The following is a 25,882-nucleotide window of genomic DNA, read 5'->3' on the forward strand; positions in this document are numbered from 1 at the left end:
CGAATGGTCGACGCATACGAGGAACCCGGGACACCCGACTGTCGCGGCGGAGCCCGGTATCTCTGGTGGCTGATCGCCAGACAGCCGGGCCGGGCCGTCGCGGGGGCGCTGCTGGGCACCGTCTGGATGGTGCTGATGGCGCTGACGCCGTATCTGCTGTCCCGCGCGATCGACGACGGCCTCGAACCGGGCGACCAGCGGGCGCTGGCCGGCTGGTCCGCCGCGCTGCTGGGCCTCGGGGTGTTCAACTCGTGGGTGAGCATCATGCGGCACCGGACGATGACCAAGCTCCGGATGGACGCCAACTTCCGGTCGGTCAAGCTCGTGGTCGGGCAGGCGACCCGGCTGGGTGCCGCGCTGTCGCGCCGGACGGCGGCCGGGGAGGTCGTCACCATCGGCGTCGGTGACGTGCTGACGATCAGCCAGTCCCTGACCGTCGTGGGCCCCGGCGTGGGCGCGGCCATCGCCTACGTCGTCGTGGCCGGACTGCTGCTGTCGATCTCGCTGCCGCTGGCCGCGGTGGTCCTGCTCGGGGTGCCGCTGCTCGTCGTACTCGTCGGTCCGCTGATGAGTCGGCTGCGGGGCGCGGAGACGGAGTACCGCGAGCGGCAGAGCGTGCTGACGGCGCGGATCGGCGACCTCGCGGGCGGTCTGCGTGTCCTCAACGGCCTTGGCGGGAAAGGGCTGTTCGCCGACGCGTTCCGCCGGGACTCGCAGCGGCTGCGGGCGCAGGGGTACCGGGTCGGGTCGGTGACGAGCTGGATCCAGGCGCTCGGCATCGGGCTGCCGACGGTGTTCCTGGCCGTCGTGACGTGGCTGGCGGCCCGGCTCGCGGCCCAAGGGTCCATCACCGTCGGCGAGTTGGTGTCGGTGTACGGCTATGGCGCCGTCCTCGTGGCGCCGGTCGCCTTCTTCGTCGAGTGCGGCTACCAGCTCAGCCGGGGCGTGGTGGCCGCCCGGCGCGTCGTACGGTTCCTGGCCCTGGAGCCCATGGCGACGGGCCGCTCCGCCGCGGACGCGCCGGCGGAGCCCTCCGTACTGCACGATCCGCGATCCGGCGTCCGGGTCGCGCCGGGCAGGCTGACCGCGCTGGTCGGCGCCCGTCCGGCGGAGTCCGCCGCCGTGATCGACCGGTTCGGCCGGTACACGGCGTCGACGGTGACCTGGGGCGGCGTACGCCTCGACGAGATCGCCCTGCCGCAGGTACGGGAGCGCATCCTGGTCGCGGACAACGAGGCCGACCTGTTCGTGGGCACCCTGCGCGACCTGGTCTCCGGCCGCGGGGACCCGGACGAGGAGGCCATCGCCGGGGCCGTACACGCGGCCGTGGCGGACGACATCGTGCTCGGGCTGCCGGACGGGCTCGACTCGGTCGTCGACGCGCAGGGCCGCAGTCTCTCCGGAGGCCAGCGGCAGCGCGTACGCCTGGTGCGGGCGCTGCTCGCCGACCCCGAGGTGCTGCTCGCGGTCGAGCCCACCTCGGCGCTGGACGCGCACACCGAGGCCGCCGTCGCCACCCGGCTGCGTGCGGCGCGCTCGGGCCGCACGACCGTCGTGACCAGCACCTCACCACTCGTGCTCGACCAGGTGGACACCGTGTACTACCTGGTCGACGGCAAGGTCACGGCCGTCGGCGGCCATCGCGAACTCCTGGACGGGGAGCCGGGATACCGCGCGCTGGTGGCCCGCGACACAGAAGACACCGACGCTACGGATGCCGTCGGCGGCACGGATGCCGACCAAGTCACCGCGCACCCCACGGTCGCCACGGTCGCCACGGACGCCACGGGCACGACGGGCACGACGGGCACGACGGGCACGACGGACGCCGATGAATCGGACCTGGACGCAGAGGAGGCCATGCGATGAGCACGCAGCTGCCGGTCGCCGAGCGGGCCGACGTACGCAGGGCGGCCGGGCGGCTGATCCGCGCGGACGGCCGTGCCTTCGCCGTCGTACTCGTGCTGAACGCGCTGGCCGCCGCTGCCGGTCTGGTCGGACCCTGGCTGCTCGGCCGCATCATCGACGAGGTCCGGGCCGGTGGCGGCGTGGCGGTCGTGGACCGGCTGGCGCTGGTCATCCTGGTGTGCGCGCTGGCGCAGCTGCTGCTGGCGCGCGGCGCCCGGTACGTGGGGTACCGGTTCGGCGAGCGGACGCTGGCGCGGGTGCGCGAGGAGTTCGTCGACCGGACGCTGGCACTGCCCGCCTCGGTCGTGGAGCGGGCGGGCACGGGCGATCTGACGGCCCGGGGCACCGCCGACGTCTCCGCGGTGGGTACGACCCTGCGCGACGCCGGTCCCGAGCTGCTGATCTGCTCGGTCCAGTGCCTGTTCCTGCTCGGCGCGGTCTTCGCGCTCGACCCGCTGCTGGGCGGCTGCACGCTGCTCGCCCAGACCGGTATCTGGCTCTCGCTCCGCTGGTATCTGCGCCGGGCGCGCGACGGCTATCTCGCCGAGGGAACCGCCACGTCGGAGGTGGCCGAGATCCTCACGGCCACCGCCTCTGGCGGGCGTACGGTCGAAGCTTTCAGGCTCCAGCGGCGGCGGATCGCCGCGAGCCGGGACGCGCTGGAGACGGCCCGGCACACCCGGATGTACACGCTGTACCTGCGGACGGTGTTCTGGGTCGTCGTGGAGATCTCGTTCGTCCTGCCGGTGGCCGTCGTGCTGGTGGTCGGGGGCGCGCTGCACGCGCGGGGTGCGATGAGCCTGGGTGCGGTGGTCGCGGCGGCCCTGTATCTGCGTCAGCTGGAGTCACCGCTCGACACGATCCTGATGCGGATGGAGCAACTGCAGAGCAGCGGCGCCTCGTTCGCCCGTGTGGAGGGTCTGCGCCGGGCGCCGCGGGCCGTCCCGTCCGGCTCCCAGGCCCAGACCCCTGTCCCGGTCCCGGTCCCGGCGGACGACCGGATCGACGTGACGGAGGTGCGTTACTCGTACGACCGCGGGGGCGAGGTCCTGCGCGGGGTGGACCTGACCGTGCGGCCCGGGGAGCGGCTGGCCGTGGTCGGGCCCTCCGGTGCCGGGAAGACCACCCTTAGCCGGCTGCTGGCGGGCATCGACGCGCCGCGTTCCGGCTCGGTGACGGTGGGCGGGGTGCCGATCGTCGACCTCGCCCCGGAGCAGCTGCGGCGGCAGGTCGTCCTCGTCACCCAGGAGCACCACGTGTTCCTGGGCACGCTCCGCGACAACCTGCTGATCGCCGAACCGTCCGCCCAGGACGCCGAGTTGTGGGCGGCCCTCGCGGCGGTCGGTGCCGACGACTGGGCCCAGCAGCTGCCGGAGGGCCTCGACACCGGGTTCGGCCCCGGCAGCCCGCATCGCGCGGACGGCTCCCGGGCGCAGCAACTGGCTCTGGCCCGGGTCGTGTTGGCCGATCCGCACACGCTGATCCTCGACGAGGCCACGGCACTCCTGGACCCGGCGACCGCACGCCACACGGAGCGCGCGCTCGCCGCCGTCCTCGAAGGCCGCACCGTCATCGCGATCGCCCACCGCCTGCACACCGCCCACGACGCGGACCGGGTCGCCGTGATGGAGGACGGCCGGCTGACCGAACTGGGCACGCACGACAGCCTGGTGGCCGCCGACGGCGCGTACGCGGCCCTGTGGCACTCGTGGCACGGCGAGCGCCCGGGCCTTCCCGGGGGCCTTCCCGGGCAAAAGTCCCCATAGGCCGGACACCGGGCAAAGGATCCGTATACCGAACATGACCACCCGGACAACGAACGATTTCCGGCCAACTTATTGATGCGCACCTGACAGAGAGCGCAATCTGCTGCCACTCTTCCCACGACCACTCCACAGCAACCTCACATGCACCCCCGTGCCTGTGCCGCTGCGCCGTGGCGCGTTCCCCACGCACGCCCGCACGCCTGTACGCCCGCACGCCCGCACGTGCCTCATGCAAGTGGTTCCGCGTTCCGCCTTGTTCTGCCCGGACGGATCCCACCCGTCCGGTCCCCCCTGGCCGCGCGATCCGTGATCGGCGGCCACGCAGAAGGAGTCCGTGTTGAGACGCACCTCCCACAGACGCACCTCCCACGCCGCAGGCACTTCTCAGACCGCCGGAACTTCTCAGACCGCCGGTAGCTCCCGTACCGCGTTCGCCTCCCGTTCCTCCCGGCGCAAGGCCGCCGCCGGCGCGCTCGTCGCCGTAACCGCCCTGCTCGCCGCGGCCGTCCAGACGGGCGCCGCCACCGCCGACGCCAGGCCCGCCCCGGGCAAGCTCGACAAGGGCTCCCTGGCCGTCAAGCTCTCCCCCGCCCAGCGCGCCGCGCTGATCCGCGACGCCGATTCGGCGAAGGCGGACACGGCGAAGGAACTCGGCCTGGGCGCCCAGGAGAAGCTCGTCGTCCGTGATGTCGTCAAGGACGCCGACGGCACCGTTCACACGCGGTACGAGCGTACGTACGCCGGACTCCCGGTCCTCGGCGGCGACTTGGTGGTCGACACCGCCAAGTCGGGCAAGGCGGAGGGTGTTACGCGCGCGGTGAAGGCCCAGCTCAAGGGCCTGACCACCAGCGCGGCGGTGAAGCCGGCGGTCGCCGAGAAGCAGGCTCTGAAGGCCGCCGCGGCGGAGGGCTCGAAGAAGGCCGAGGCGGACGGCGCGCGCAAGGTGATCTGGGCGGCCGACGGCACGCCGAGCCTCGCGTACGAGACGGTGGTCGGGGGTCTGCAGCACGACGGCACCCCGAACGAGCTGCATGTCATCACGGACGCGGCCACCGGCAAGAAGCTCTTCGAGTACCAGGGCGTCGAGACGGGCACCGGCAACACCCAGTACAGCGGCTCGGTGACGCTCGGCAGCGCCCAGTCCGGGACGACGTACAACCTCACGGACACGACGCGCGGCAGCCACAAGACGAACAACCTGAACCGCGGTACGTCGGGCACCGGCACGCTCTTCTCCGGCGCGGACGACGTGTGGGGCAACGGCGCCGCGTCCAACCTGGAGACGGCGGGCGCGGACGCCCACTACGGGGCCGCGCTGACCTGGGACTACTACAAGAACGTCCAGGGCCGCAGCGGTATCCGCGGTGACGGCGTCGGCGCGTACTCCCGCGTCCACTACGGCAACAACTACGTCAACGCCTTCTGGCAGGACTCCTGCTTCTGCATGACGTACGGGGACGGCTCGGGCAACGCCAAGCCGCTCACGTCGATCGACGTGGCCGCGCACGAGATGACGCACGGCGTCACCGCCAACACCGCGGGCCTCAACTACAGCGGTGAGTCGGGCGGGTTGAACGAGGCGACCTCCGACATCTTCGCGGCGGCCGTCGAGTTCTACGGCGGCAACGCGCAGGACGTCGGCGACTACCTGGTCGGCGAGAAGATCGACATCAACGGCAACGGGACGCCGCTGCGTTACATGGACAAGCCGAGCAAGGACGGGGCGTCCAAGGACAGTTGGTACTCGGGCATCGGCTCGATCGACGTCCACTACTCCTCGGGCCCGGCGAACCACTTCTTCTACCTTCTCTCGGAGGGCAGCGGCACCAAGACCGTCAACGGTGTCGCGTACGACTCGCCGACCTCCGACGGTCTGCCGGTGACCGGAATCGGCCGGGAGAAGGCCGAGCTGATCTGGTTCAAGGCGCTCGCCACGAAGTTCACGTCGACGACCAACTACGCGGCGGCCCGCACCGGCACGCTCGCGGTCGCGGGTGAGCTGTACGGCACCACGAGCGCCGAGTACACGGCCGTCCAGAACGCGTGGGCCGGCATCAACGTCGGCGCCCGGCCCGGCGGTGGCGGGGGCGGCGGCACGTCGTTCGAGAGCACGACGGCCGTAGCGATTCCGGACAACGGAGCGGCGGTCACCTCGTCGATCACCGTCTCCGGCCAGGCCGGCAACGCTCCCACGAACCTGGTCGTCACCCCGGACATCACGCACACGTGGCGCGGTGACCTGGTCGTCGACCTGGTGGCACCGGACGGCACGAGCTACCGCCTCAAGGCCTTCAGCTCCTCGGACTCGGCGGACGACGTCAACGAGCCGTACACGGTGAACGCGTCCTCCGAAGTCGCCAACGGCACCTGGCAGTTGAAGGTCCAGGACCAGGCGGCGCAGGACGTCGGCACGATCAACGGCTGGAAGATCACCTTCCCGCAGGTCTAGGCGGCGACGCACGGGCCCGCACGGATGACCAGCCAGGCCCTTCGTGCGGGCCGGCGCGAAAACCCGGGTGTACCGGGGCTCCGCCCCGGGGATCCAACTCCCCGGAGCGGCACCCTCTCCGCCACCGCACAACCATGCCTCTACCGGCGATCAAGTCCGCAATCCGTACGTGGATCTTCGGGCAGCGGACGATTTCCGGCCAACCTTTATCTGCCTTACTGACATGTACACGCCTCACCTGGCAACGTTTCCCCCGCACCACCTGGCACCACATCGCACGGCACACCCGCATGGCACACCCGCACCGCAACTTCACCACCGCCCGACCGGTCCCCATGCCAGTCGGTCACCCCCCACGAAGGAGCTTGCGTGACCCCCCTCTACGCGCGTCGCCGCCGCACCACTCTGGCCATCGCCACCGCTGTCGCGGCCGGAGCCCTCCTCACCACCGGTCTGACCACCGGTGCCTCCGCCCAGTCCCCGGCCGAGACGTCCGGCGGGACCACCCTCGCCGCGTCGCCGGTCCAGCTGACCGCGGCAGCCCGTACGAGCCTGATCCAGAAGGCCGACGCCGCCACGGCGGAGACGGCCGACGAGTTGGGCCTCGGCGCCAAGGAGAAGCTGGTCGTCAGAGACGTCGTCAAGGACGCGGACGGCACGACGCACACCCGCTACGAGCGCACGTACGCCGGACTCCCGGTCCTCGGCGGCGACTTGGTCATCCACGAGACCAAGGCCGGCAAGACCCAGGGCGTCACCAAGGCGACGAAGGCCACCATCGCGGTCTCCGACGTCACCCCGGCCATCGCCAAGTCCGCCGCCGAGAAGCAGGCGTTGAATGCGGCGAAGGCGGAGGGCAGCACCAAGTCGGCGGCCGACAAGGCCCCCCGCAAGGTCGTCTGGGCGGCCGACGGCACGCCGGTCCTGGCCTACGAGACGGTCGTCGGCGGCTTCCAGCACGACGGCACCCCGCAGGAGCTGCACGTCATCACCAACGCGGAGACGGGCAAGCAGCTGTACGAGTGGGAGGCGATCCAGACCGGCATCGGCAACAGCCAGTACTCCGGCAAGGTCACCATCGGCACCTCGCTCTCGGGCTCGACGTACCAGCTGAACGACACCGGCCGCGGCGCCCACAAGACGTACAACCTCAACCGGGGTACGTCCGGCACCGGCACGCTCTTCACCGACGCGGACGACACCTGGGGCACGGGCGCGGCGTCGGACACCCAGACCGCCGGGGTGGACGCGCACTTCGGCGCTCAGGCCACCTGGGACTTCTACAAGAACGTCCTCGGCCGCAACGGCATCAAGAACAACGGCGTCGCCGCCTACTCCCGCGTCCACTACGGGAACGCGTACGTCAACGCCTTCTGGAGCGACAGCTGCTTCTGCATGACGTACGGCGACGGCTCGGGCAACGCCAAGCCGCTGACCTCGATCGACGTGGCGGGCCACGAGATGACGCACGGCGTCACCGCCAACACGGCGGGCCTGGTCTACAGCGGTGAGTCGGGTGGCCTGAACGAGGCGACCTCCGACATCCTCGGCACGGCGGTGGAGTTCTACGCGGCCAACGCCTCCGACGTCGGCGACTACCTCATCGGCGAGAAGATCGACATCAGGGGCAACGGCACCCCGCTGCGCTACATGGACAAGCCGAGCAAGGACGGCGCGTCCAGGGACAGCTGGTCGTCCACCCTGGGGAGCATCGACGTCCACTACTCCTCGGGCCCGGCGAACCACTTCTTCTACCTTCTCTCGGAGGGCAGCGGCACCAAGACGATCAACGGGGTCACCTACACCTCGACCACGTCGAACGGCTCGACGGTCACCGGCATCGGCCGCGACAAGGCCACCAAGATCTGGTACAAGGCGCTCACCGAGTACATGACGTCCACGACGAAGTACGCGGCCGCCCGCACGGCCACGCTGAGCGCGGCGTCGGCGCTGTACGGCGCGACGAGCACGGAGTACCAGGCGGTCCAGGCGGCCTGGGCCGGCATCAACGTCAACTGACCTCGCGCTAGGCGCTGGTTGACGGTAGTCGACTGCAGTGGGCTGGGGCGGTACCCGGAACGAAGGTGGTTCCGGGTACCGCCCTACTCTTGGTTCCCATGCCCTACACGTATGAGGACGTGGGCGCGACCCGCGACGGCCGGTGCCCACCCGGCTTCCACCCCCTGCACGTCCGCACCCGCATCGGCGAGGGCCAAGAGGTCTTCAAGTCCGCCTCCCAGGCGGTCCTGACCTGGGAACTCCACAGAGCGGTGGGCGTCAGGATCACCACGGACGCACCCCAGGCGGCCCCCGGCGTAGACGTAACAGTCAGCCTGGGCCTGCTGCAGGCCCCCTGCCGCATCGTCTGGACGGTGGACGAACCCCGCCGAGCCGGCTGGGCCTACGGCACCCTCCCCGGCCACCCGGAGTCCGGCGAGGAGGCCTTCGTGGTCGACCGCACGGGCGACGGCACGGTCTGGCTCACGATCACGGCCTTCAGCCGCCCGGCAAAGTGGTACGCCAAGGCGGGCGGGGCGGCGACCCGGGGGTTGCAGCATGCGTATGCGCGGAGGTGCGGGGTGGTGTTGCGGAGGATGTGCGCAGGGGAGGACGACTGAGCTCGGGGTAGGACGGCTGAGCGGGGGAGGTCGATTGAGCGCGTCGCGGTCTTGGTCCAGCACGACGAAACCTGTCGAAGTAGACTTAGACGAAATTCGTCGCAGTCGACTCGCGGGAGATGCCAGTGGAGCAGCGGAAGAGTCGGCATCAGCCGGAGCCGACCAAGCCCGACAAGATCGTCGACCGCACTCGCGAATGGGCTCTGCTGACCGATTTCCTCAGCGACCCGGACCCCGCCATGCGGCTTGGCATCGTGTCGGGACGGAGACGTCATGGGAAGTCCTACCTGCTGCGTGCGCTGTCCGAGGCGGTCGGCGGTCTGTACATCACCGCTGTCCGCGCGGAGGGCCGCCTCCCCGCTCTACAACGCTTCAGCGAGGCAATCGCCACGCACGCGGGCCTGCGCCCCGGCACCCTGAACCTTCCGGACTGGCGTGCGGTACTCACCAACTCTCTCGACGTCATGGCCCGCCGCTCCGAGACTCCACTCCTGATCATCGACGAGCTGCCCTATCTCCTCCAGCACAGCCCCGAACTCCCGGGCCTGATCCAGCAGTTGTACGACGAGCACCAGTGGAGCGAGGGCATCGGCGCCCGCGTCATCCTGTGCGGCTCGGCGATGAGCGTCATGCACGAACTGCTCTCCGGTACGAACCCGCTGCGCGGGCGCGCCGTCATCGACCTCCGCCTCGGTGCGTTCGACTACCGCGCCAGCCGCGATTTCTGGCAGATCGAAGATCCGCTCACCGCGCTCCACGTCCACGCGGTCCTCGGCGGCGCCCCGGGCTACCGGCCCATCGCCGGCCGCCCGAGCCCGAACGACGGCTTCGACGAATGGCTCACGCACACGCTCCTCGACCCGGGCCGGGCGGTCTACTCACCCACGGAGACCGAATACCTGCTCCGCGAGGACCCCCGCATCACGCAACACACGCTCTACTACGACATCCTCACGGCCATCGCGAACGGCGCCGGAACACCCACCAAGATCGGCTCCGCCCTGGGCCGCCAACGCAACGCGGTCACCCACCCCCTGGACGTCCTGGAATCCACGGGTTACATCCACCGCGAACAGGACATTCTCCGCCCTCGCCACCCGGTGATCACCCTCGCGGACCCGGTCATCCGTTTCAACCAACTCATCACGCTCCCCCAGGAGACCTCCGTCGAGCAAGGCTTCGCCGAAGAGACCTGGAAGTCCTCCACCCCCACCTTCAACTCCAAAATCCTCGGCCCTCATTTCGAGGACCTGGCCCGCACCTGGACCCGCCGACACGCACACACCGTCCTCCCCAACGGCCTCCCCGGCCCGGTCGGCACTACGGAGGTGGCGGACCCGGCGGCCCGCACAAAACACGAGGTCGACGTCATCGCCCTGGCCCTGGGCGAGCGCCCGCACTCCCCCCGCGCCCGCATCGCCCTGCTGGGCGAGGCCAAGGCAACGGCGGCTCGCCGCGGAACCGGCGACCTCCAACGCCTTGAGCGCATCCGCGACTTGCTGACCGAGCAGGGGTACGACACAAGCGGGGTGACGCTCGCACTGTTCTCACTGCACGGGTTCCACGCGGATGTGGTGGAACTGGCGCGGGGGCGGGGGGATTTGCTGCTGGTGGACCTGGAGACGCTGTATGGGGTGTGACTCACCCCGCCCAACACAGTTCGAGGGTGAACGATCGCCCGACCTGGTGCAACAAGCCTGCCGATGGACCCCACGCATGCCTGCGGGACCGGGACAAGCGGCCCAGGATCCCCGGGTAACCCGGATCAACTCTCAGGCCGACACGTACGGTCCCTCGGCCGCCTTCACCCGCTGTATGGCCGTCAGCCGGACAGCGAAGCACACCGCGGCTGCCGCTGCGGCGACTTCCAGAATGTCGGCGACCATCACCTGAAGCACGGCGTCCTGGATCTCCGCGATGTCTTCGGCATTCCGGTAGCGCAGCCCGGCGTACCACTGGAACAAGGTCGCCGTGACGAACAGACCCCACCACAAGTTCACCGGCCAGAAGGCGACCTTGTGCGGCTCGCCGTCGGCCGGCAGCCGCGTACTGGCTCCCCACATGTCCACCGCGATCCGATAGGGCATCCAAAAATTGATCAGCGGAATGAACCAGGATCCGATCGCCCAGCTGGGGCCGCTACGGAACCGGTCCGGCCCGAGCACCCCGGCATAACGGCGCATCCCGTAGAACCAGACGATGAAGGCGATCCCGGAGGCAAGGTACGTGTACCCCTGGAGTTGCCCTGCGGTCCCGTAGAGCGAGTACGCCTCGTCCACCTCCTGCTGCCAGGCAAGGACGGAGCCCTCCTCAGCGTCGAGCAGGGTGTGCAGCCGGACGCCGACGTAGACAGCGAACAGATCGCTGAGAGCGACGACCACGAGCAGCGCCGACACCCCGACCAGGAGGAAGCGCGGCGGTCGTGACTCCCGGCCGGGCAGCCCGGGACGCAGATGGAGATCGTTCGATGCGGAAAAGATGATGGCCCCCCACGGACACATATTCAGAATCGCCTGCGGAAAAGCGCGCCGAAGAAAGATACCCCTACCGCAGGCGGCCCGTTGGCACGAGGAGCACCAGGAAAAGGAGCGCGGGACGCCAGGTCCGGGCTGGAGGGACAGCGGCCTCGTTTCTCACCACTGCAAGTGGCCCTCAGCGCCTCCAACCTGACTTCCGCAGCTTCCTCGACTGGGCCGGACTCCGCCACATCGGCTTTCCCTACCTCCCCACTCGACCGTCCTCCAATGGCAGCTCCACGGGCGGCCAACTTGCCGAACGCGCGCGGACTGAGCCCGGTGAACGGAGCCATCCAGGATGACTCCGACGCTGTGATCACACCAGCCATGCGGCAGATCATTTCAGTTGCCGACACTCCTTCCCACGACTCATCCTGGGCACTGGGCAAGCAAGGAGGACAAGATGGGGCTTGTGCTCTTCCCCGGAGATGGCGACGTGACCAGCCCGGACATCTCCTGGTCCTACTGCAGCTTCAGCATGTTCAGGGAGTGCCTGGCCAAGGCCGAGGGATTCACCCTCGCCGAGATGGAGGGCTTCGGTGGAGACCGTCCCTGGAGCAGCGTCTCCACCACGCTGGCACCGCTACTCGACCATCCAGACGACAACGGCCCCGACCTCACGCCCGCTCAATGCGCGGCTATGCTGCCCCGACTGGAAGCATTCATCGACCAGCGGCAACACGATGGCAGCGATCCCGTTCTTCAACGGCGCAACGCTGACGCCCTCCAACTGGTTGCCGTCATAAGGCTCTGCCTGGACAAGGACGTCGAGCTCATCTTCGGCTGACCGGAATCGGAGTGGGTCTCGAGCATGGCATCGTGTGCTCGTGCACTCGACGGAAGATCAGCCAAGGCCCTGGCGACGTGCTGGCTCCACTTGAAGTTCCCCATTGATCTGGACACCTTCTACAAGGCCAGGGCCTCGCCGCCGAGGTCCTTGGCGCGGCCCGGCCACCGCGCCTCGTCCTTGGTCGGCTTCTGAGCACACGACCACGTGGTCGTGTCGTAGGCGATGACTGTGTCGGAGATGGGAGCAACGGCCCGGCAGGGCTGGTGCTCTGGGACACCTCGGCGACCACCGTTCGTCTGATCCGGGGCTGCCGATCGGGGGTACCGTCGGATTGTTGCCGCAGAACGGAGTTCATCGTGCCGCAGAGCACTGAGGAGCACACCGGCGCTCGGATCGCCCGTATCCGTAAGCAGCGTGGCCTGACGCAGCAGGGGCTGGCGATGCGCGCCAATGTCTCCAAGTCGTTGCTGTCGAAGGCTGAGTGCGGACAGAAGCCTGCTTCCCCGGCTCTCGTCGCTGCCTGCGCCCGCGCGCTGGGTGTCTCCACCTCCGATCTGCTGGGGCAGCCGTACGCGGAAGAGCTACGCCGCGACCGCATGGACGCGTTGATCCAGCCGATCCGTGAGGGTTTGGAGAACTGGGATGTCGCCCTGGACTGGGAGACGGCGCCTCGTCCGGTTGCGCTCATCCGCGCCAACGTCCAACAGGCCCTCGTGCAGCGCCGCCAGGCCCAGTACACCGACATGGTGCGCGACCTTCCCGCCTTGATCGACGAGTCGGTGCAGGCCGTTCACACCACCACCGGGGAGGAACAGCGGCAGGCATATGAGTGCCTGGCAGGAGCCTTCCGGTGCGTGTTCACCGTGGCGTGGAACTTCGGCTACATGGACCTGGCCACCGTCGCACTGGACCGGTTGGCCTGGACGGCACCGCGTGCCGATGAGCCGGGCCTGGCTGCCATGCATGCCTACCTCCGCGCACAAACGACTATGTCGTCCGGCCGGTACGACATCGGTGTACGGGTGATCGACCGGGCACTGCGGGATCTCGACGACCAGGACGCGCGCCGTCCGGCGGGCATCGAGGCCATGCGCGGTGTGATGCATCTGCGGGTTGCGGTGATCGCGGGGCGGATGAAGGACCGGGAGCATGCGGACGCCCGGCTGGCCGAGGCTCGCACAATCGCCCGCAGGACTGGTGAGCTGCCCGACTTCGGGGTGACCTGGGGGCCGGTGAACGTCGGGGTCCATGCGGTGGCCATCGCCTCGGAGATGGACGAGTTCGGCCTTGCCGTCGAACTCGCCGAGGATGTACGGATCCCGCGCGGCTGGACCCGTTCGAGGGCTGGACACCACTGGATGGACCTCGGCCGCGCCCACGCCTGGACAGGCCACCCGGAGCAGGCCCTGGACTGCCTGCAACGGGCCCGGCGGACAGCACCCCAGCAGACCCGGTACCACCCGACTGTCCGGGAAACGGTGCTGGCCCTCAGGCGGCGCGAACGGGCCCGGAACAGTTCGCTGGCGCAGTACGCGGAGTGGGTCGGGATCTAACACATCGCGAGGCTGTGGAGTTGCACTGTCCGGTGCAACTGCCTTGTGTTGCCGGTCGGCAGGCTGACGTTCTGTCAGTACCCCCGCGACCGGGCGAACGGTCCGGGGGCGTGGCCAACGCCGATTGGAGCGTCAACATGCCGCACTGTATCGCCCACATCTTCGAGCCGCCGTTGCGGATTCCCAGGCCCGGTCCGGGGAGCCGCCGGAGCGTCGGCCACTCGTCCTCCGCCACAGACAGGGCAGGGGTGACGGCGTGAGCCTGACGGATGCGGTGCGCCTGTTGCCCTGGGCGGGACCAGAGGGAAAGCCGTGCTACCTCGCAGGAGACGGGGCCGGATTCCTGTCACGCCTTGCCGACAACATGGAGGCTGCTCAGCTCGGTTTGGCCGGTGAACTCGTCGAGGAAGCGCATCAGATCCTCGACGGACGCGCCTGGACGCCAGGAGAACTCCACCTGTTGGCAGTCCAGTTGACCGATGCGCTCGGTAACGTGCACCGGATCGCGGTGAGCCGAGGCGCGCGGCTGCCCGCACCGGTCTACAACGACCCCGATGGCATCGACGAAGGGGACGACGAGCGCTGTAGACGAGGCAGTACAGGGATCCCCGGAGGCCACGGCCTCCGGGGATCCCTTGTGTACTGCGGCTTCTTCAGCCGCAGTCTCCAGACCGCGGAGTCCCTGGGCAACCTCATTGATGATTCGCTCCGACGCTTTCATGTGATCACCGACTCCGGGGCTCGAATGCCAGAAATCTCGACCGCACCTACTCCCCTCACCGTCCCCCGTTCCTCTCTATAGGGAATTCTTGACACTGTGACGGATTCTGGATGGACCAGAGAGGATGTAATCCCAGTTTGATGCAGCGTTGGGCGTTCCGCTCGCACGGCTCCCCACCACAATAACTGACTGGCCCTCCTTGTCGGCTGCATTCTCAATACGCTTGGCGCCATTTGGTCCGATACCAGCTTCTGACGCCGACCCAAGCCTGGACCACGCCACCCACCAGAATTGTGCACCAGAACCGGCGTGGCACCCGCCAGCACATAGTGCATGTGCAGGTCAGGGTCAGAGATGCAGGACGACCGGAAACTTCTCTGGGTTTCCGTAGTTCAGGACCCTACGAAGCCCGAAGCGAAGGGTTTCAATATCACACCCGGGCGCGACATCAAGAGCGATCTCTCCGGATGGCAGTTCAAGTGCCTCCACCGCTTCGGGCCTGAAGCGAAAAGAGATCTTATCTGCCACCAAAGAGACCTCTTTGACTCCCCCATAGTCGACTCCCCCTGTCTCATTGAGAATACAATAGCTATCCAGCCCCAGCGTTCTTTCCTGATCACCGGGCTCTTCTAGGCCGCACTGGAAGGTGAGATACCTCCCCTCGCCATATTCATCTTCCGCGAGCCCAACCGTAAAGCAGGAATCAGGCACGTTTTCTTCGACTACCACGACTCTGACGAGCCACTCAGAACGACTCGGCACGCCCCGCCCCCGCCCTTCGAACCACTCACCGCTGACGAAACCCGCCAACTCCTCATCGCCACGAACGGACACCGGCTGCACGCCCTATTCGAACTCGCCCTCCACACCGGACCGCGAGGGCGAACTCCTCGGCCTGGACCGGGAAGACTTCGACCTCGTGGGTATGGGAACGCCGTTGACGACGGCGCCGCCCCCAGGAGTGCCGGAACTGCCGACACTTACTGTTCCGTGGTTGCCTCCGTCACCGTTGCCATCTCCGCCGTGGGAGCTCCCGCCGCAGCCCTGCGTGGCACACCCGGGGCCGTGATCCACAACACCATGGCGTAGATATGGCAGCAACACGCGAATGGGCATGACATTTTCAGCCGAAGCCGCGAAATGGGCCGGAATTGGCCTACAAGAGAAATGAACGGGAGGGGAATTCAAGACCAACTATAAAGCCGCCCCAGGACGACGCCCCCTCCCCGCTCACCCCTCCCCCGTCACCGCATCAAAACCCCCGCCCCCTCCACCAACTCCTCCGAAGGCACCGCCACCAACCCCAGCTCCGCGCTCGACGCCAACAGCCGATGCGCGGGCAGGATCCGTACCGTGTACCCGAAGGGCCCGGTGCGGTCCAGGGACAGTGGCCCCTCGTACACCCAGCGACCCTCCAGGTCCGGCCCGCCCACCGGTTTCAGCGGCACCGCCGTCCCGTCCGCGATGCGGTCCTGCGAGTCCACGCGGCCCGAGACCGCCTGGACCTCGACGTCGTCCGGGGCCAGGTCACCCAAGCCCACACGCACCCGCAGAGACAGCGTCGAGCCGAGTTCCGCCGTCGGAGTCCCCGCCGACGTCTCCACGTGGTCGACCGTGACGTGCGGCCACGCCCCCCGCACCCGGGACTTCCACACCGCCAACTCCCTTGCCGCAGAAGGGGACATGGCGCGGTGGGCGTGGGCCGCCGGGGTGTAGAGGCGTTCCACGTACTCGCGGACCATGCGCCCGGCCAGGACCTTCGGGCCCAGGTGGGTCAGGGTCTGGCGGACCATCTCGATCCAGCGGTCGGGGAGGTCGGTCCGGCCGCGTTCGTAGAAGCGCGGGGCCACCCGCTGCTCCAGGAGGTCGTAGAGCGCCGAGGCCTCCAGTTCGTCGCGGCGGTCGTCGTCCACGGCCGTGCCGTCCGCCGTGGGGATCGCCCAGCCGAAGTCCGGCTGGAACCACTCGTCCCACCAGCCGTCCAGGACCGAGAGGTTGAGACAGCCGTTGAGCGCCGCCTTCATCCCGCTCGTGCCGCATGCCTCCAGGGGACGGAGAGGGTTGTTCAACCAGATGTCGCAGCCCGGGTAGAGCTTCTGCGCCATCGCCATGCCGTAGTCGGGCAGGAACACGATCCGGTGCCGCACCCGCGGATCGTCCGCGAACCGCACCAACTCCTGCACCAGCCGCTTCCCCCCGTCGTCCGCGGGGTGTGCCTTGCCCGCCACCACGATCTGGATGGGCCGCTCGGGGTGCAGCAGCAGGTCCATCAGACGGTCCCGGTCCCTCAGCATCAGCGTCAGGCGCTTGTAGGACGGGACTCGGCGGGCGAAGCCGATCGTCAGGACGTCAGGGTCCAGTACGCCGTCGATCCAGCCCAGTTCTGCCGTGCCCGCGCCGCGCTGCCGCCAGGACGCGCTCAGCCGCTCCCGTACCTCCGTCACCAACTGCTCACGCAGCACGCGGCGAAGGTCCCAGACGTCCTGGTCGGGGATCTCGGCGACGGCGTCCCAGCGTTCGGAGCCGCCGACCGTCATCGCGTCCTCCGTGCGCTGTGCGCCGACCTGGCGGGCGCCGAGGCGGAAGACCTCGGGGGCCACCCAGGTCGGCGCGTGCACGCCGTTCGTGACGGAGGTGATCGGGACCTCGTCCGGGTCGAAGCCCGGCCAGAGCCCGGAGAACATCTCCCGGCTGACCTGCCCGTGGAGCAATGACACCCCGTTGGCGCGTTGGCCGAGCCTGAGGCCCATCACCGCCATGTTGAAGAGGTTCGGTTCGCCGCCCGGATAGGTCTCCATTCCCAATCGCAGAATGCGTTCGACGTCAATACGGGGGAGTTCCGCGTCGGGGCCGAAATGCCGGGCCACCAGTTCCCGGTCGAAGCGGTCGATTCCGGCGGGCACGGGGGTGTGGGTCGTGAAGACCGTGCCCGCCCGGACCGCCTCCAGCGCGGCGTCGAAGTCCAATTCCTCATAAGACAGTTCGTGAATGCGTTCCAGGCCAAGAAATCCCGCGTGCCCCTCGTTCGTATGGAACACCTCGGGCTGCGCGTGCCCCGTCAGCCGGCAGTACGTACGCACGGCACGCACCCCGCCGATGCCGAGCAGCATCTCCTGGAGCAGCCGGTGCTCGCTGCCGCCGCCGTAGAGCCGGTCCGTCACACCCCGCTCGCCGAGGTCGTTCTCCTCTATGTCCGAGTCGAGCATCAGCAACGGAACCCGGCCGACCTGGGCCAGCCAGACACGGGCGTGGAGGGACTTCCCGCCGGGGAGGGCCAGGGACACCTGGGAGGGTGTGCCGTCGGGCTCGCGCAGCAGGGAGACGGGCAGTTCGTTCGGGTCCAGGACCGGATAGTGCTCCTGCTGCCAGCCGTCCCGGGACAGCGACTGCCGGAAGTAGCCATGCCGGTAGAGGAGTCCGACGCCGATCAGGGGTACGCCGAGGTCGCTGGCCGCCTTGAGATGGTCCCCGGCGAGGATGCCGAGGCCGCCGGAGTACTGGGGCAGCGCGGCCGTGATGCCGAACTCGGGTGAGAAGTAGGCGATGGCGGCGGGAAGTCCGGAGGGCTGGGTCTGGTACCAGCGGTCTCCGGTCACGTAGTCGTTCAGGTCGTCGGCGGCCGCGGCGAGGCGCCGCAGGAAGCGCCGGTCCTCGGCCAGCTCGGCCAGCCGTCCGGGCGAGACGCTCCCGAGGAGGCGTACGGGATCGCGGTCGGAGGCGGCCCAGCGCTCGGGGTCCACGGACTGGAAGAGGTCACGGGTCTCGGCATGCCAGGACCAGCGCAGATTGCGCGCCAGATCACTGAGTGGGTGAAGGGCTTCGGGGAGTACGGGACGCACGGTGAATCTGCGGATGGCCTTCACGAGCTTCCACCTTCACGGAGGACGTACCAGGGCGGCGAATCGATGAATCAACGTATCGATGGATCAGTGGATCGGTGGGTCGGTGGGTCGGTGGGTCGGTGGGTCGGTGGGTCGGTGGGTCGGTGGGTCGGTGGGTCGGTGGGTCGGTGGGTCGACGGTTCGATGGGGCGGTGGATCAAGGCGATCCGGCGGACGCACGTCGCTGTGCGCACTTGGTCACCCACGACGGTAGCGGCGAGGGTGCCTTCGCAACTACGGCGCGAAGCGCTGCGCGGGATGTGCGGTACTACGACCGCGGGCCGTCCGCCGCTGGTCACGCCCGCGCGGCGGAGCCTCTGACGTCACGACCCCGCGCCCCCTGCGGACGGCTTGAAACAGCCGCAACCTCCACATGTCCCCCACGGGCGATATGGCCGATTCCACCCCCTCGTGCGACCTTGTGGCGCTTCACACCGCACGAGAGGCTGCCAAGTGGCGATCCGACCACGGCCCGTCACGGGCGCGCGACACCGGCCGGGGTACGCCGAGTTGAGGAGGGGAACTCACACCATGGCAGTGACGCGCAAGCGGCGGCTGCACTGGGCGGGAGGCCTGACCGCGGTCATGACGGCCGCGGCGCTTTCGGCCATCACCCTGCCCGCACAAGCCGCCCCAGAGGGGCAGATATCCGGCGCAGGCGGAGCCGGTTCCGTCAGCGGCAGCTACATCGTGACGCTCAGAGGGGGAACGAAGGCTCCGTCAAAGGCGGGAAGGGCGGTCGCCACCACGTACGGAGCGAAAATCAGTCACACCTACAGCGCGGCGCTCAACGGCTACGCCGTGCGGGTCGACGAGAAGCGGGCCAAGCGCCTCGCGGCCGACTCCCGCGTGGCCTCGGTCTCGCGCGATGCCACCGTCGCCGTCGAGCACCGGCAGTCGGACCCGCCGTGGGGCCTCAACCGCATCGACCAGCCGGACCTGCCGCTGGACCGCGGCTACACCTGGCCGGAGTCCGCGGGCCGGGGCGTGACCGCGTACGTCCTCGACACCGGCGTACGCATCACCCACAAGGACCTCCGCGGCCGGGCTAGCCACGGCTGGGACTTCGTCGACAACGACGCCGTCGCCCAGGACGGCCAGGGCCACGGCACGCACGTGGCGGGCACGATCGCGGGCACGACGTACGGCGTCGCGAAGCAGGCGGACATCGTCGCCGTCCGCGTGCTCGACGACACCGGGACCGGCACGCTTTCGCAGGTCATCGCGGGCATCGACTGGGTGACCAGGCACGCCCGGAAGCCGGCCGTCGCCAACATGAGCTTCGGCGGGCCCGCTGATCCGCGCCTGGACGCCGCCGTACGCAACTCCATCGCGTCCGGCGTCACCTACACGGTCTCGGCGGGCAACGACGGCCTCCCGGCGAGCCTCTACTCACCGGCCCGTGTCAAGGGAGCGATCACGGTCGGCGCGAGCGACAAGAAGGACGCGAGGGCGGACTTCTCCAACGGGGGCGCGCGACTCGATCTGTTCGCCCCCGGCGTGGACGTCACTTCCGCCTCCGGCGCGAGCGACACGGGCAGAGCGACGCTCTCCGGTACGTCGATGGCGTCGCCCCACGCGGCAGGTGCGGCCGCGCTCTATCTGGCCGACCACACCGGGGCGACACCCGCCGATGTCAGCAAGGCTCTTGTCGAGCGGGCCGCTTCCGGGAAGATGTCCAACACGGGGCCCGGCTCACCGAACAAGCTCCTGCAAGTCAACACCCCGTAAGTATTTGCGCATTCACCGACCGGCCTCGTCCCGCGAATCCTTCACCGATCCATGGGGGATCCTTGGCGGATACTCAACGGATGAGGCCGGTCTTGTGTGTAGACATACGCGCGAGTAGTTAACAAAGTGCCGGATTGCCCACCCGAAAAGAGTGGGAAGGCTCCACCGGTACGCCCAGCAGGACCCACCTCCCCACACCCTCATCCGCCCACCAACGTTGACGCGGACAGGAGCGGTCATGCCCGCCATGCACCACCAGCCGTCACCACCTCCGACCCCCAGCACCACCGCACCCCCGGAACCGGAAGAGAAGGCCGACCAGCCCCAGCCGCCGCAGGTCCGGACCGCCGAAACAGCCAAGACAGCCAGGGCCGCCAAACCCTCGAAGACCAACAAAACCACCAAGACCGCAAAGGCGACCAAAACAGCCAATACCACCAAGGCAGTCAAGGCCGCGAAGGCGACCAAGACCGCAAAAGCGGTGAAACCCGCGAAGGCGGCGAAGTCACCGAAGCCCTCGCGGTCGACGACCACCAAGCGCGCCACCCGCGTCGCCGCTGCCACGGCCACCACCGCCGCCGCCGCCAGGACCAAGCCCACGATCGGGCGCATCCCCGTCCTGGACGTGCGCCCCCTCGTTCAGGGCGGCCGCCGCCCCGCCAAGTGCGTGGTGGGCGAGTCCTTCGAGATCTCCGCGACGGTCTTCCGCGAGGGCCACGACGCGGTCGCCGCGAACGTCGTCCTGCGCGATCCGAAAGGCCGCGCGGGCTCCTGGACGCCCCTGCGCGAGCTGGCGCCCGGCACGGACCGCTGGGGCGCCACCGTCGCCGTACCGGAGCCGGGCCGCTGGACCTACACCGTGGAGGCCTGGGGCGACCCGATCACCACCTGGCGCCGCCACGCGCGGATCAAGATCCCGGCGGGCATGGACACGGAACTGGTCCTGGAGGAGGGCGCGCTGCTGTACGAGCGCGCGGCGGCCGGCGTACCGAAGTCCAAGGGCCGCCGTGACGCGATCCTCGCGGCCGTGGCCGCCCTGCGCGACACCGACCGCCCCGCCACGGCCCGTCTCGCCGCCGCGCTCACGCCCGACGTGGACCACGTCCTGGCGCGCCACCCCCTGCGCGAAATGGTCTCGTCGGCCCGTCGGCTGCCGTTGCTGGTGGAGCGGGAGCGGGCGTTGTACGGCTCCTGGTACGAGTTCTTCCCGCGCTCCGAGGGCGCGGTGGTCGAGCCGGACAAGCCGCCGGTCAGCGGCACCTTCCGGACCGCCGCGCACCGGCTGCCCGCTGTCGCGGAGATGGGCTTCGACGTGGTGTACCTGCCACCGATCCACCCCATCGGCACGACCTTCCGCAAGGGCCCCAACAACACGCTCGACGCGACCCCGCACGACGTCGGAGTGCCCTGGGCGATCGGCTCACCGGAGGGCGGACACGACGCCGTCCACCCCGACCTGGGCACGATCGAGGACTTCGACGCCTTCGTACGCACGGCCGCTGAGCTGGGCCTGGAGATCGCCCTGGACTTCGCGCTCCAGTGCTCGCCGGACCACCCGTGGGTCCAGAAGTACCCGGAGTGGTTCCACCACCGCCCGGACGGCACGATCGCGTACGCGGAAAACCCGCCGAAGAAATACCAGGACATCTACCCGATCGCCTTCGACAAGGACATGCCGGGCCTGATCCAGGAGACGCTCAGGGTTCTGCGGTTCTGGATGAGTCACGGGGTACGGATCTTCCGGGTCGACAACCCGCATACAAAACCGGTCATCTTCTGGGAACAGGTGATCGCGGACATCAACCGCTCCGATCCCGATGTGATCTTCCTGGCCGAGGCGTTCACCCGCCCGGCGATGATGCACACGCTCGGCGCGATCGGTTTCCAGCAGTCGTACACCTATTTCACGTGGCGTAACAGCAAGGCGGAACTGACCGAATACCTCACCGAGCTGTCGGGCGAGGCAGCCGCGTACATGCGGCCCAACTTCTTCGCCAACACCCCCGACATCCTGCACGAATTCCTCCAGCAGGGCGGCCGTCCGGCCTTCGAACTGCGGGCCGTACTGGCCGCGACCCTGTCGCCGGCCTGGGGTGTCTACAGCGGATTCGAGCTGTGCGAGAACATCCCGGTGCGGGACGGGAGCGAAGAATACCTGGACTCCGAGAAATACCAACTACGTCCGCGAGACTGGGAGTCGGCGGCACACGACGGTCGTAGCATCGCCCCTCTGATTGCCGAACTCAACGCGGTCAGGCGCCGCAGCCCGGCCCTGAGGCAACTGCGCGACCTGCACTTCCACCAGGCGGACAAGGAGGCGGTGATCGCGTACTCGAAACGCAGCGGATCGAACACGGTTCTGGTGGTCGTGAACCTCGACCCTCACCACACCCAGGAGGCCACGGTCTCGTTGGACATGCCACGACTCGGCCTCGACTGGCACGAGTCGATGCCGGTGCGCGACGAGCTCACCGGCGAGACCTACCACTGGGGCAGGACCAACTACGTACGCCTGGCGCCCGGCCACCGAGCCGCGCACGTACTGACCGTCCTGCGACCGTCCTCACCGCCAACCGGAGGGTCACCCACACCATGATCGTCAACGAGCCCGTCCCGGACACGTTCGAAGACACCCCGCAAAAAGACCGGGACCCACAGTGGTTCAAACGCGCCGTCTTCTACGAAGTCCTCGTCCGCTCCTTCCAGGACAGCAACGGCGACGGCATCGGCGACCTCAAAGGCCTCACCGCCAAACTCGACTACCTGCAATGGCTCGGCGTCGACTGCCTCTGGCTCCCCCCCTTCTTCAAATCACCCCTGAAGGACGGGGGATATGACGTCTCCGACTACACCGCCGTCCTCCCCGAATTCGGAGACCTCGCCGACTTCGTCGAATTCGTCGACGCCGCCCACCAACGCGGCATGCGCGTCATCATCGACTTCGTCATGAACCACACCAGCGACCAGCACCCCTGGTTCCAGCAGTCCCGCACCGACCCCACCGGCCCCTACGGCGACTACTACATGTGGGCCGACAACGACAAGCAATACCCCGACGCCCGCATCATCTTCGTCGACACCGAAGCCTCCAACTGGACCTTCGACCCCGTCCGCAAGCAGTACTACTGGCACCGCTTCTTCTCCCACCAACCCGACCTCAACTTCGAAAACCCCGCCGTCCAGGAAGAAATCGTCTCCGCCCTGCGATTCTGGCTCGACCTGGGCATCGACGGCTTCCGCCTCGACGCCGTCCCCTACCTCTTCGCCGAAGAGGGCACCGACTGCGAAAACCTCCCCGCCACCCACGAAGTCCTCAAACGCGTCCGCGCGGAGATCGACGCCCACTACCCCGACACCGTCCTCCTCGCCGAGGCCAACCAATGGCCCGAGGACGTCGTCGACTACTTCGGCGACTACAGCGCCGGCGGCGACGAATGCCACATGGCCTTCCACTTCCCCGTCATGCCCCGCATCTTCATGGCCGTCCGCCGCGAATCCCGCTACCCCGTCTCCGAAATCCTCGCGAAAACCCCCGCCATCCCCTCCGGCTGCCAATGGGGCATCTTCCTGCGCAACCACGACGAGCTCACCCTCGAAATGGTCACCGACGAAGAACGCGACTACATGTACGCGGAATACGCCAAAGACCCCCGCATGCGCGCCAACATCGGCATCCGACGGCGCCTGGCCCCCCTCCTGGACAACGACCGCAACCAGATCGAACTCTTCACCGCCCTGCTGCTCTCCCTGCCCGGCAGCCCGATCCTGTACTACGGCGACGAGATCGGCATGGGCGACAACATCTGGCTCGGCGACCGCGACGCCGTCCGCACCCCCATGCAGTGGACACCGGACCGCAACGCCGGCTTCTCCTCCAGCGACCCCGGACGGCTGTACCTGCCGACGATCATGGACCCGGTCTACGGCTACCAGGTCACCAACGTCGAGGCATCGATGTCCTCCCCCTCGTCGCTGCTGCACTGGACACGGCGCATGATCGAGATCCGCAAGCAGAACCCCGCCTTCGGCCTCGGCTCCTACACCGAACTGCCCTCCTCCAACCCCGCCGTCATCGCCTTCCTCCGCGAACACGGCGACGACCTCGTCCTGTGCGTCCACAACTTCTCCCGCTTCGCCCAGCCCACCGAACTCGACCTCCAGGCCTTCAACGGCCGCCACCCCGTCGAACTCATCGGCGGCGTCCGCTTCCCCGCCATCGGCGAACTCCCCTACCTCCTCACCCTCGCCGGCCACGGCTTCTACTGGTTCCGACTCCGCAAGGACTCGGCGTAGAAACAGGCTCGGCGTAGAAACGAGCAGGAGAAGCAGGTAGGAGTAGAAGAAGGGTGGGGCGGTTTCCCTCGCCCCGCCTTGGGCACGCATCAGTAACACCCCGACTCACCCGGTCTCCGGGTCCTGGGGAAAGGACGCGACGCGATGTCGGAAGCCGTCACCCGTTCCGTGCACTCCGCTTCGGACAGCCCCGGTCTCCTGGCGTCACTCGATCCACTGCTCCGCGAGTGGCTGCCACGGCAGCGGTGGTTCGCGGGCAAGGGCCGCCCCGTCACCGGGTTCTCGCTGGTGGCGGCGGCAGAGGTGCTGCCGTGGGACGCGAAGCTGGGGCTGCTGCATCTGCTCGTACGGGCGCATCAGCCGCTCGTACCGACGCAGGGTGCCGCCGCGCACCCGGCCGACTGCTACCAGCTCCTGATCGGGGTGCGCGAGACGCTGCCGCCACGGCTGGCGCCCGCGCTGATCGGGCATCCGACCGAGGGGCCGCTGGCAGGCCGGGCCGTGTACGAGGCACTGCACGATCCGCGGCCCGCCGATGTGCTCCTGGAGGCGCTACGGACGCGGACGCGCATCGGCGACCTGCGCTTCGAGCGGGACATGCGGCAGGAGATCCGGGACGGCCTGGTGCCGCGGCTGGTGACGGCCGAGCAGTCCAACTCCTCGATCGTCTACGGAGATACGTTCATCCTGAAACTGTTGCGGCGGGTCGTGCCGGGGGACAACCCCGACCTGGAGCTGCCGCTGGTGCTGTCCCGCGAGGGCTGCCCCCGGGTTCCGGCGCCCGCCGGGTGGATGCTCGCGGACCTGGCCGACGAGACGTACGTACTGGGTGTGCTGCAGCCCTTCGTCCAGGGTGCGGCGGACGGCTGGGAGCTCGCGCTGCGCGAGCTCGCCAAGGGCGAGGACTTCAGCGCCGAGGCACGGGCGCTGGGGCGGGCCACGGCCGAGGTGCACATGGCGCTGGCGCGGGCGCTGCCCACGGTGACCATGGGGCGCGGCCAGATGGAGCTGCTCGTGGCCGGGATGACCGAGCGGCTGGAGGCGGCCGCCCAGGCGGTGCCCACGCTGCGGCCGTACGCCCCCGGTCTGCACACCGCCTTCGAGGCGCTCGCCGATCTGGCGGGCGAGGGCGAGACGTGGACGGCCCAGCGGATCCACGGGGATCTGCACCTCGGGCAGTGTCTGCGGTCGCCGTCCGGGGACTGGTCGCTGATCGACTTCGAGGGCGAACCGGCCAAGCCGCTCGCCGAGCGGCGGATGCCGCAGCCGACGGCGCGGGACGTGGCCGGGATGCTCCGTTCCTTCGACTACGCGGCGCACGCGCACGCGTCCGCCGTGCCCGGCTGGGCCGACGCCTGCCGGGCGGCCTACTGCTCCGGGTACGCCGAGGCCGACGGACATGATCCGCGGACGGATCCGGTGCTGCTGCGCGCGTACGAGACGGACAAGGCGATCTACGAGGTCGTGTACGAGGCACGGCACCGGCCGGACTGGCTCCCGGTACCGATGACGGCGGTCCGCCGCCTGGCCCTCTCCGGAGCGTCGTAGCGTCCCGTACATTCGCATGCATCCCCCTACGTTCCCGTAGGCCGCCCCGCAAGACCTCTCCCGCCCTCCCGCCCGCTATCTCCCCCTCCCTCCCCTCCCTCCCCTCCC

At 68.9% G+C, this 25,882-nt stretch carries 16 protein-coding genes and 2 pseudogenes; 13 read left to right on the forward strand and 5 right to left on the reverse strand.

The window, feature by feature from the left end:
- Positions 1–3: 3 nt before the first annotated feature.
- The 6 genes from OHA11_RS13175 (at position 4) to OHA11_RS13200 (ending at position 10,381) form a co-directional block, all read left to right on the forward strand.
- Positions 4–1,869: an ABC transporter ATP-binding protein gene (locus tag OHA11_RS13175; RefSeq protein ID WP_266495649.1), complete on the forward strand. Its 1,866-nt coding sequence runs from the start codon at positions 4–6 to the stop codon at positions 1,867–1,869.
- Positions 1,866–3,674 carry an ABC transporter ATP-binding protein gene (locus OHA11_RS13180; RefSeq protein WP_266495652.1) on the forward strand — a complete coding sequence of 603 codons (1,809 nt, stop codon included), beginning with the start codon at positions 1,866–1,868 and terminating at the stop codon, positions 3,672–3,674. The genes OHA11_RS13175 and OHA11_RS13180 overlap by 4 nt, the downstream gene beginning before the upstream one ends.
- 334 nt (positions 3,675–4,008) lie before the next feature.
- Entirely contained in the window at positions 4,009–6,123 is a 2,115-nt protein-coding gene (locus OHA11_RS13185) for a M4 family metallopeptidase (RefSeq protein ID WP_266495655.1), read from the forward strand.
- Between the two features lie 369 nt (positions 6,124–6,492).
- Positions 6,493–8,142, forward strand: a complete 1,650-nt coding sequence (locus tag OHA11_RS13190) for a M4 family metallopeptidase (RefSeq protein WP_266495657.1) — start codon at positions 6,493–6,495, stop codon at positions 8,140–8,142.
- Between the two features lie 98 nt (positions 8,143–8,240).
- On the forward strand, positions 8,241–8,741 hold the full coding sequence (locus OHA11_RS13195; protein ID WP_266495660.1) for a DUF1990 family protein: 501 nt from the start codon (positions 8,241–8,243) through the stop codon (positions 8,739–8,741).
- A 239-nt stretch (positions 8,742–8,980) separates the two neighbouring features.
- Positions 8,981–10,381 (forward strand): ATP-binding protein, encoded by a 1,401-nt coding sequence (locus OHA11_RS13200; RefSeq protein ID WP_266507127.1) that lies wholly within the window; start codon positions 8,981–8,983, stop codon positions 10,379–10,381.
- A gap of 132 nt (positions 10,382–10,513) precedes the next feature.
- Here OHA11_RS13200 and OHA11_RS13205 read toward each other — a convergent pair whose 3' ends face one another.
- Entirely contained in the window at positions 10,514–11,137 is a 624-nt protein-coding gene (locus OHA11_RS13205; RefSeq protein WP_266495663.1) for a DUF4328 domain-containing protein, read from the reverse strand.
- A 368-nt stretch (positions 11,138–11,505) separates the two neighbouring features.
- Positions 11,506–11,586: pseudogene (locus tag OHA11_RS13210) on the reverse strand (IS5/IS1182 family transposase); the annotation flags it as partial.
- Between the two features lie 74 nt (positions 11,587–11,660).
- On the opposite strand from OHA11_RS13210, the gene OHA11_RS13215 reads away from it, so the two are divergent.
- Both OHA11_RS13215 and OHA11_RS13220 read left to right on the forward strand, forming a co-directional pair.
- Entirely contained in the window at positions 11,661–12,044 is a 384-nt protein-coding gene (locus OHA11_RS13215) for a hypothetical protein (protein WP_266495664.1), read from the forward strand.
- Between the two features lie 359 nt (positions 12,045–12,403).
- On the forward strand, positions 12,404–13,600 hold the full coding sequence (locus OHA11_RS13220) for a helix-turn-helix domain-containing protein (RefSeq protein ID WP_266495667.1): 1,197 nt from the start codon (positions 12,404–12,406) through the stop codon (positions 13,598–13,600).
- A 346-nt stretch (positions 13,601–13,946) separates the two neighbouring features.
- Here OHA11_RS13220 and OHA11_RS48330 read toward each other — a convergent pair whose 3' ends face one another.
- Positions 13,947–14,321 carry a hypothetical protein gene (locus OHA11_RS48330; protein ID WP_323186556.1) on the reverse strand — a complete coding sequence of 125 codons (375 nt, stop codon included), beginning with the start codon at positions 14,319–14,321 and terminating at the stop codon, positions 13,947–13,949.
- Between the two features lie 348 nt (positions 14,322–14,669).
- On the reverse strand, positions 14,670–15,083 hold the full coding sequence (locus OHA11_RS13230; protein WP_323186557.1) for an Imm10 family immunity protein: 414 nt from the start codon (positions 15,081–15,083) through the stop codon (positions 14,670–14,672).
- Between OHA11_RS13230 and OHA11_RS13235 the strand changes: the two are divergent.
- Positions 15,061–15,240: pseudogene (locus OHA11_RS13235) on the forward strand (site-specific integrase); the annotation flags it as partial. The gene OHA11_RS13230 and the pseudogene OHA11_RS13235 sit on opposite strands and share 23 nt — an antisense overlap.
- 325 nt (positions 15,241–15,565) lie before the next feature.
- Here the strand turns inward: OHA11_RS13235 and OHA11_RS13240 are convergent.
- A complete protein-coding gene (locus tag OHA11_RS13240; protein WP_266495671.1) occupies positions 15,566–18,184 on the reverse strand; it encodes a glycosyltransferase family 1 protein in 2,619 nt (872 codons plus the stop codon).
- 549 nt (positions 18,185–18,733) lie between these two features.
- Between OHA11_RS13240 and OHA11_RS13245 the strand changes: the two genes are divergently transcribed.
- From OHA11_RS13245 to OHA11_RS13260, 4 genes are all read left to right on the forward strand, one after another.
- Positions 18,734–19,933, forward strand: a complete 1,200-nt coding sequence (locus tag OHA11_RS13245; RefSeq protein ID WP_266495674.1) for a S8 family peptidase — start codon at positions 18,734–18,736, stop codon at positions 19,931–19,933.
- Between the two features lie 238 nt (positions 19,934–20,171).
- Positions 20,172–22,529 (forward strand): alpha-1,4-glucan--maltose-1-phosphate maltosyltransferase, encoded by a 2,358-nt coding sequence (locus OHA11_RS13250; RefSeq protein WP_266495676.1) that lies wholly within the window; start codon positions 20,172–20,174, stop codon positions 22,527–22,529.
- Positions 22,526–24,226, forward strand: a complete 1,701-nt coding sequence (gene treS / locus OHA11_RS13255; protein ID WP_266495678.1) for a maltose alpha-D-glucosyltransferase — start codon at positions 22,526–22,528, stop codon at positions 24,224–24,226. Before OHA11_RS13250 ends, treS begins: the two co-directional genes overlap by 4 nt.
- A gap of 144 nt (positions 24,227–24,370) precedes the next feature.
- Positions 24,371–25,774: a phosphotransferase gene (locus OHA11_RS13260; RefSeq protein ID WP_266495681.1), complete on the forward strand. Its 1,404-nt coding sequence runs from the start codon at positions 24,371–24,373 to the stop codon at positions 25,772–25,774.
- Positions 25,775–25,882 lie beyond the last annotated feature (108 nt).

The organism is Streptomyces sp. NBC_00878 (genome assembly GCF_026341515.1).
Taxonomy (GTDB): domain Bacteria; phylum Actinomycetota; class Actinomycetes; order Streptomycetales; family Streptomycetaceae; genus Streptomyces.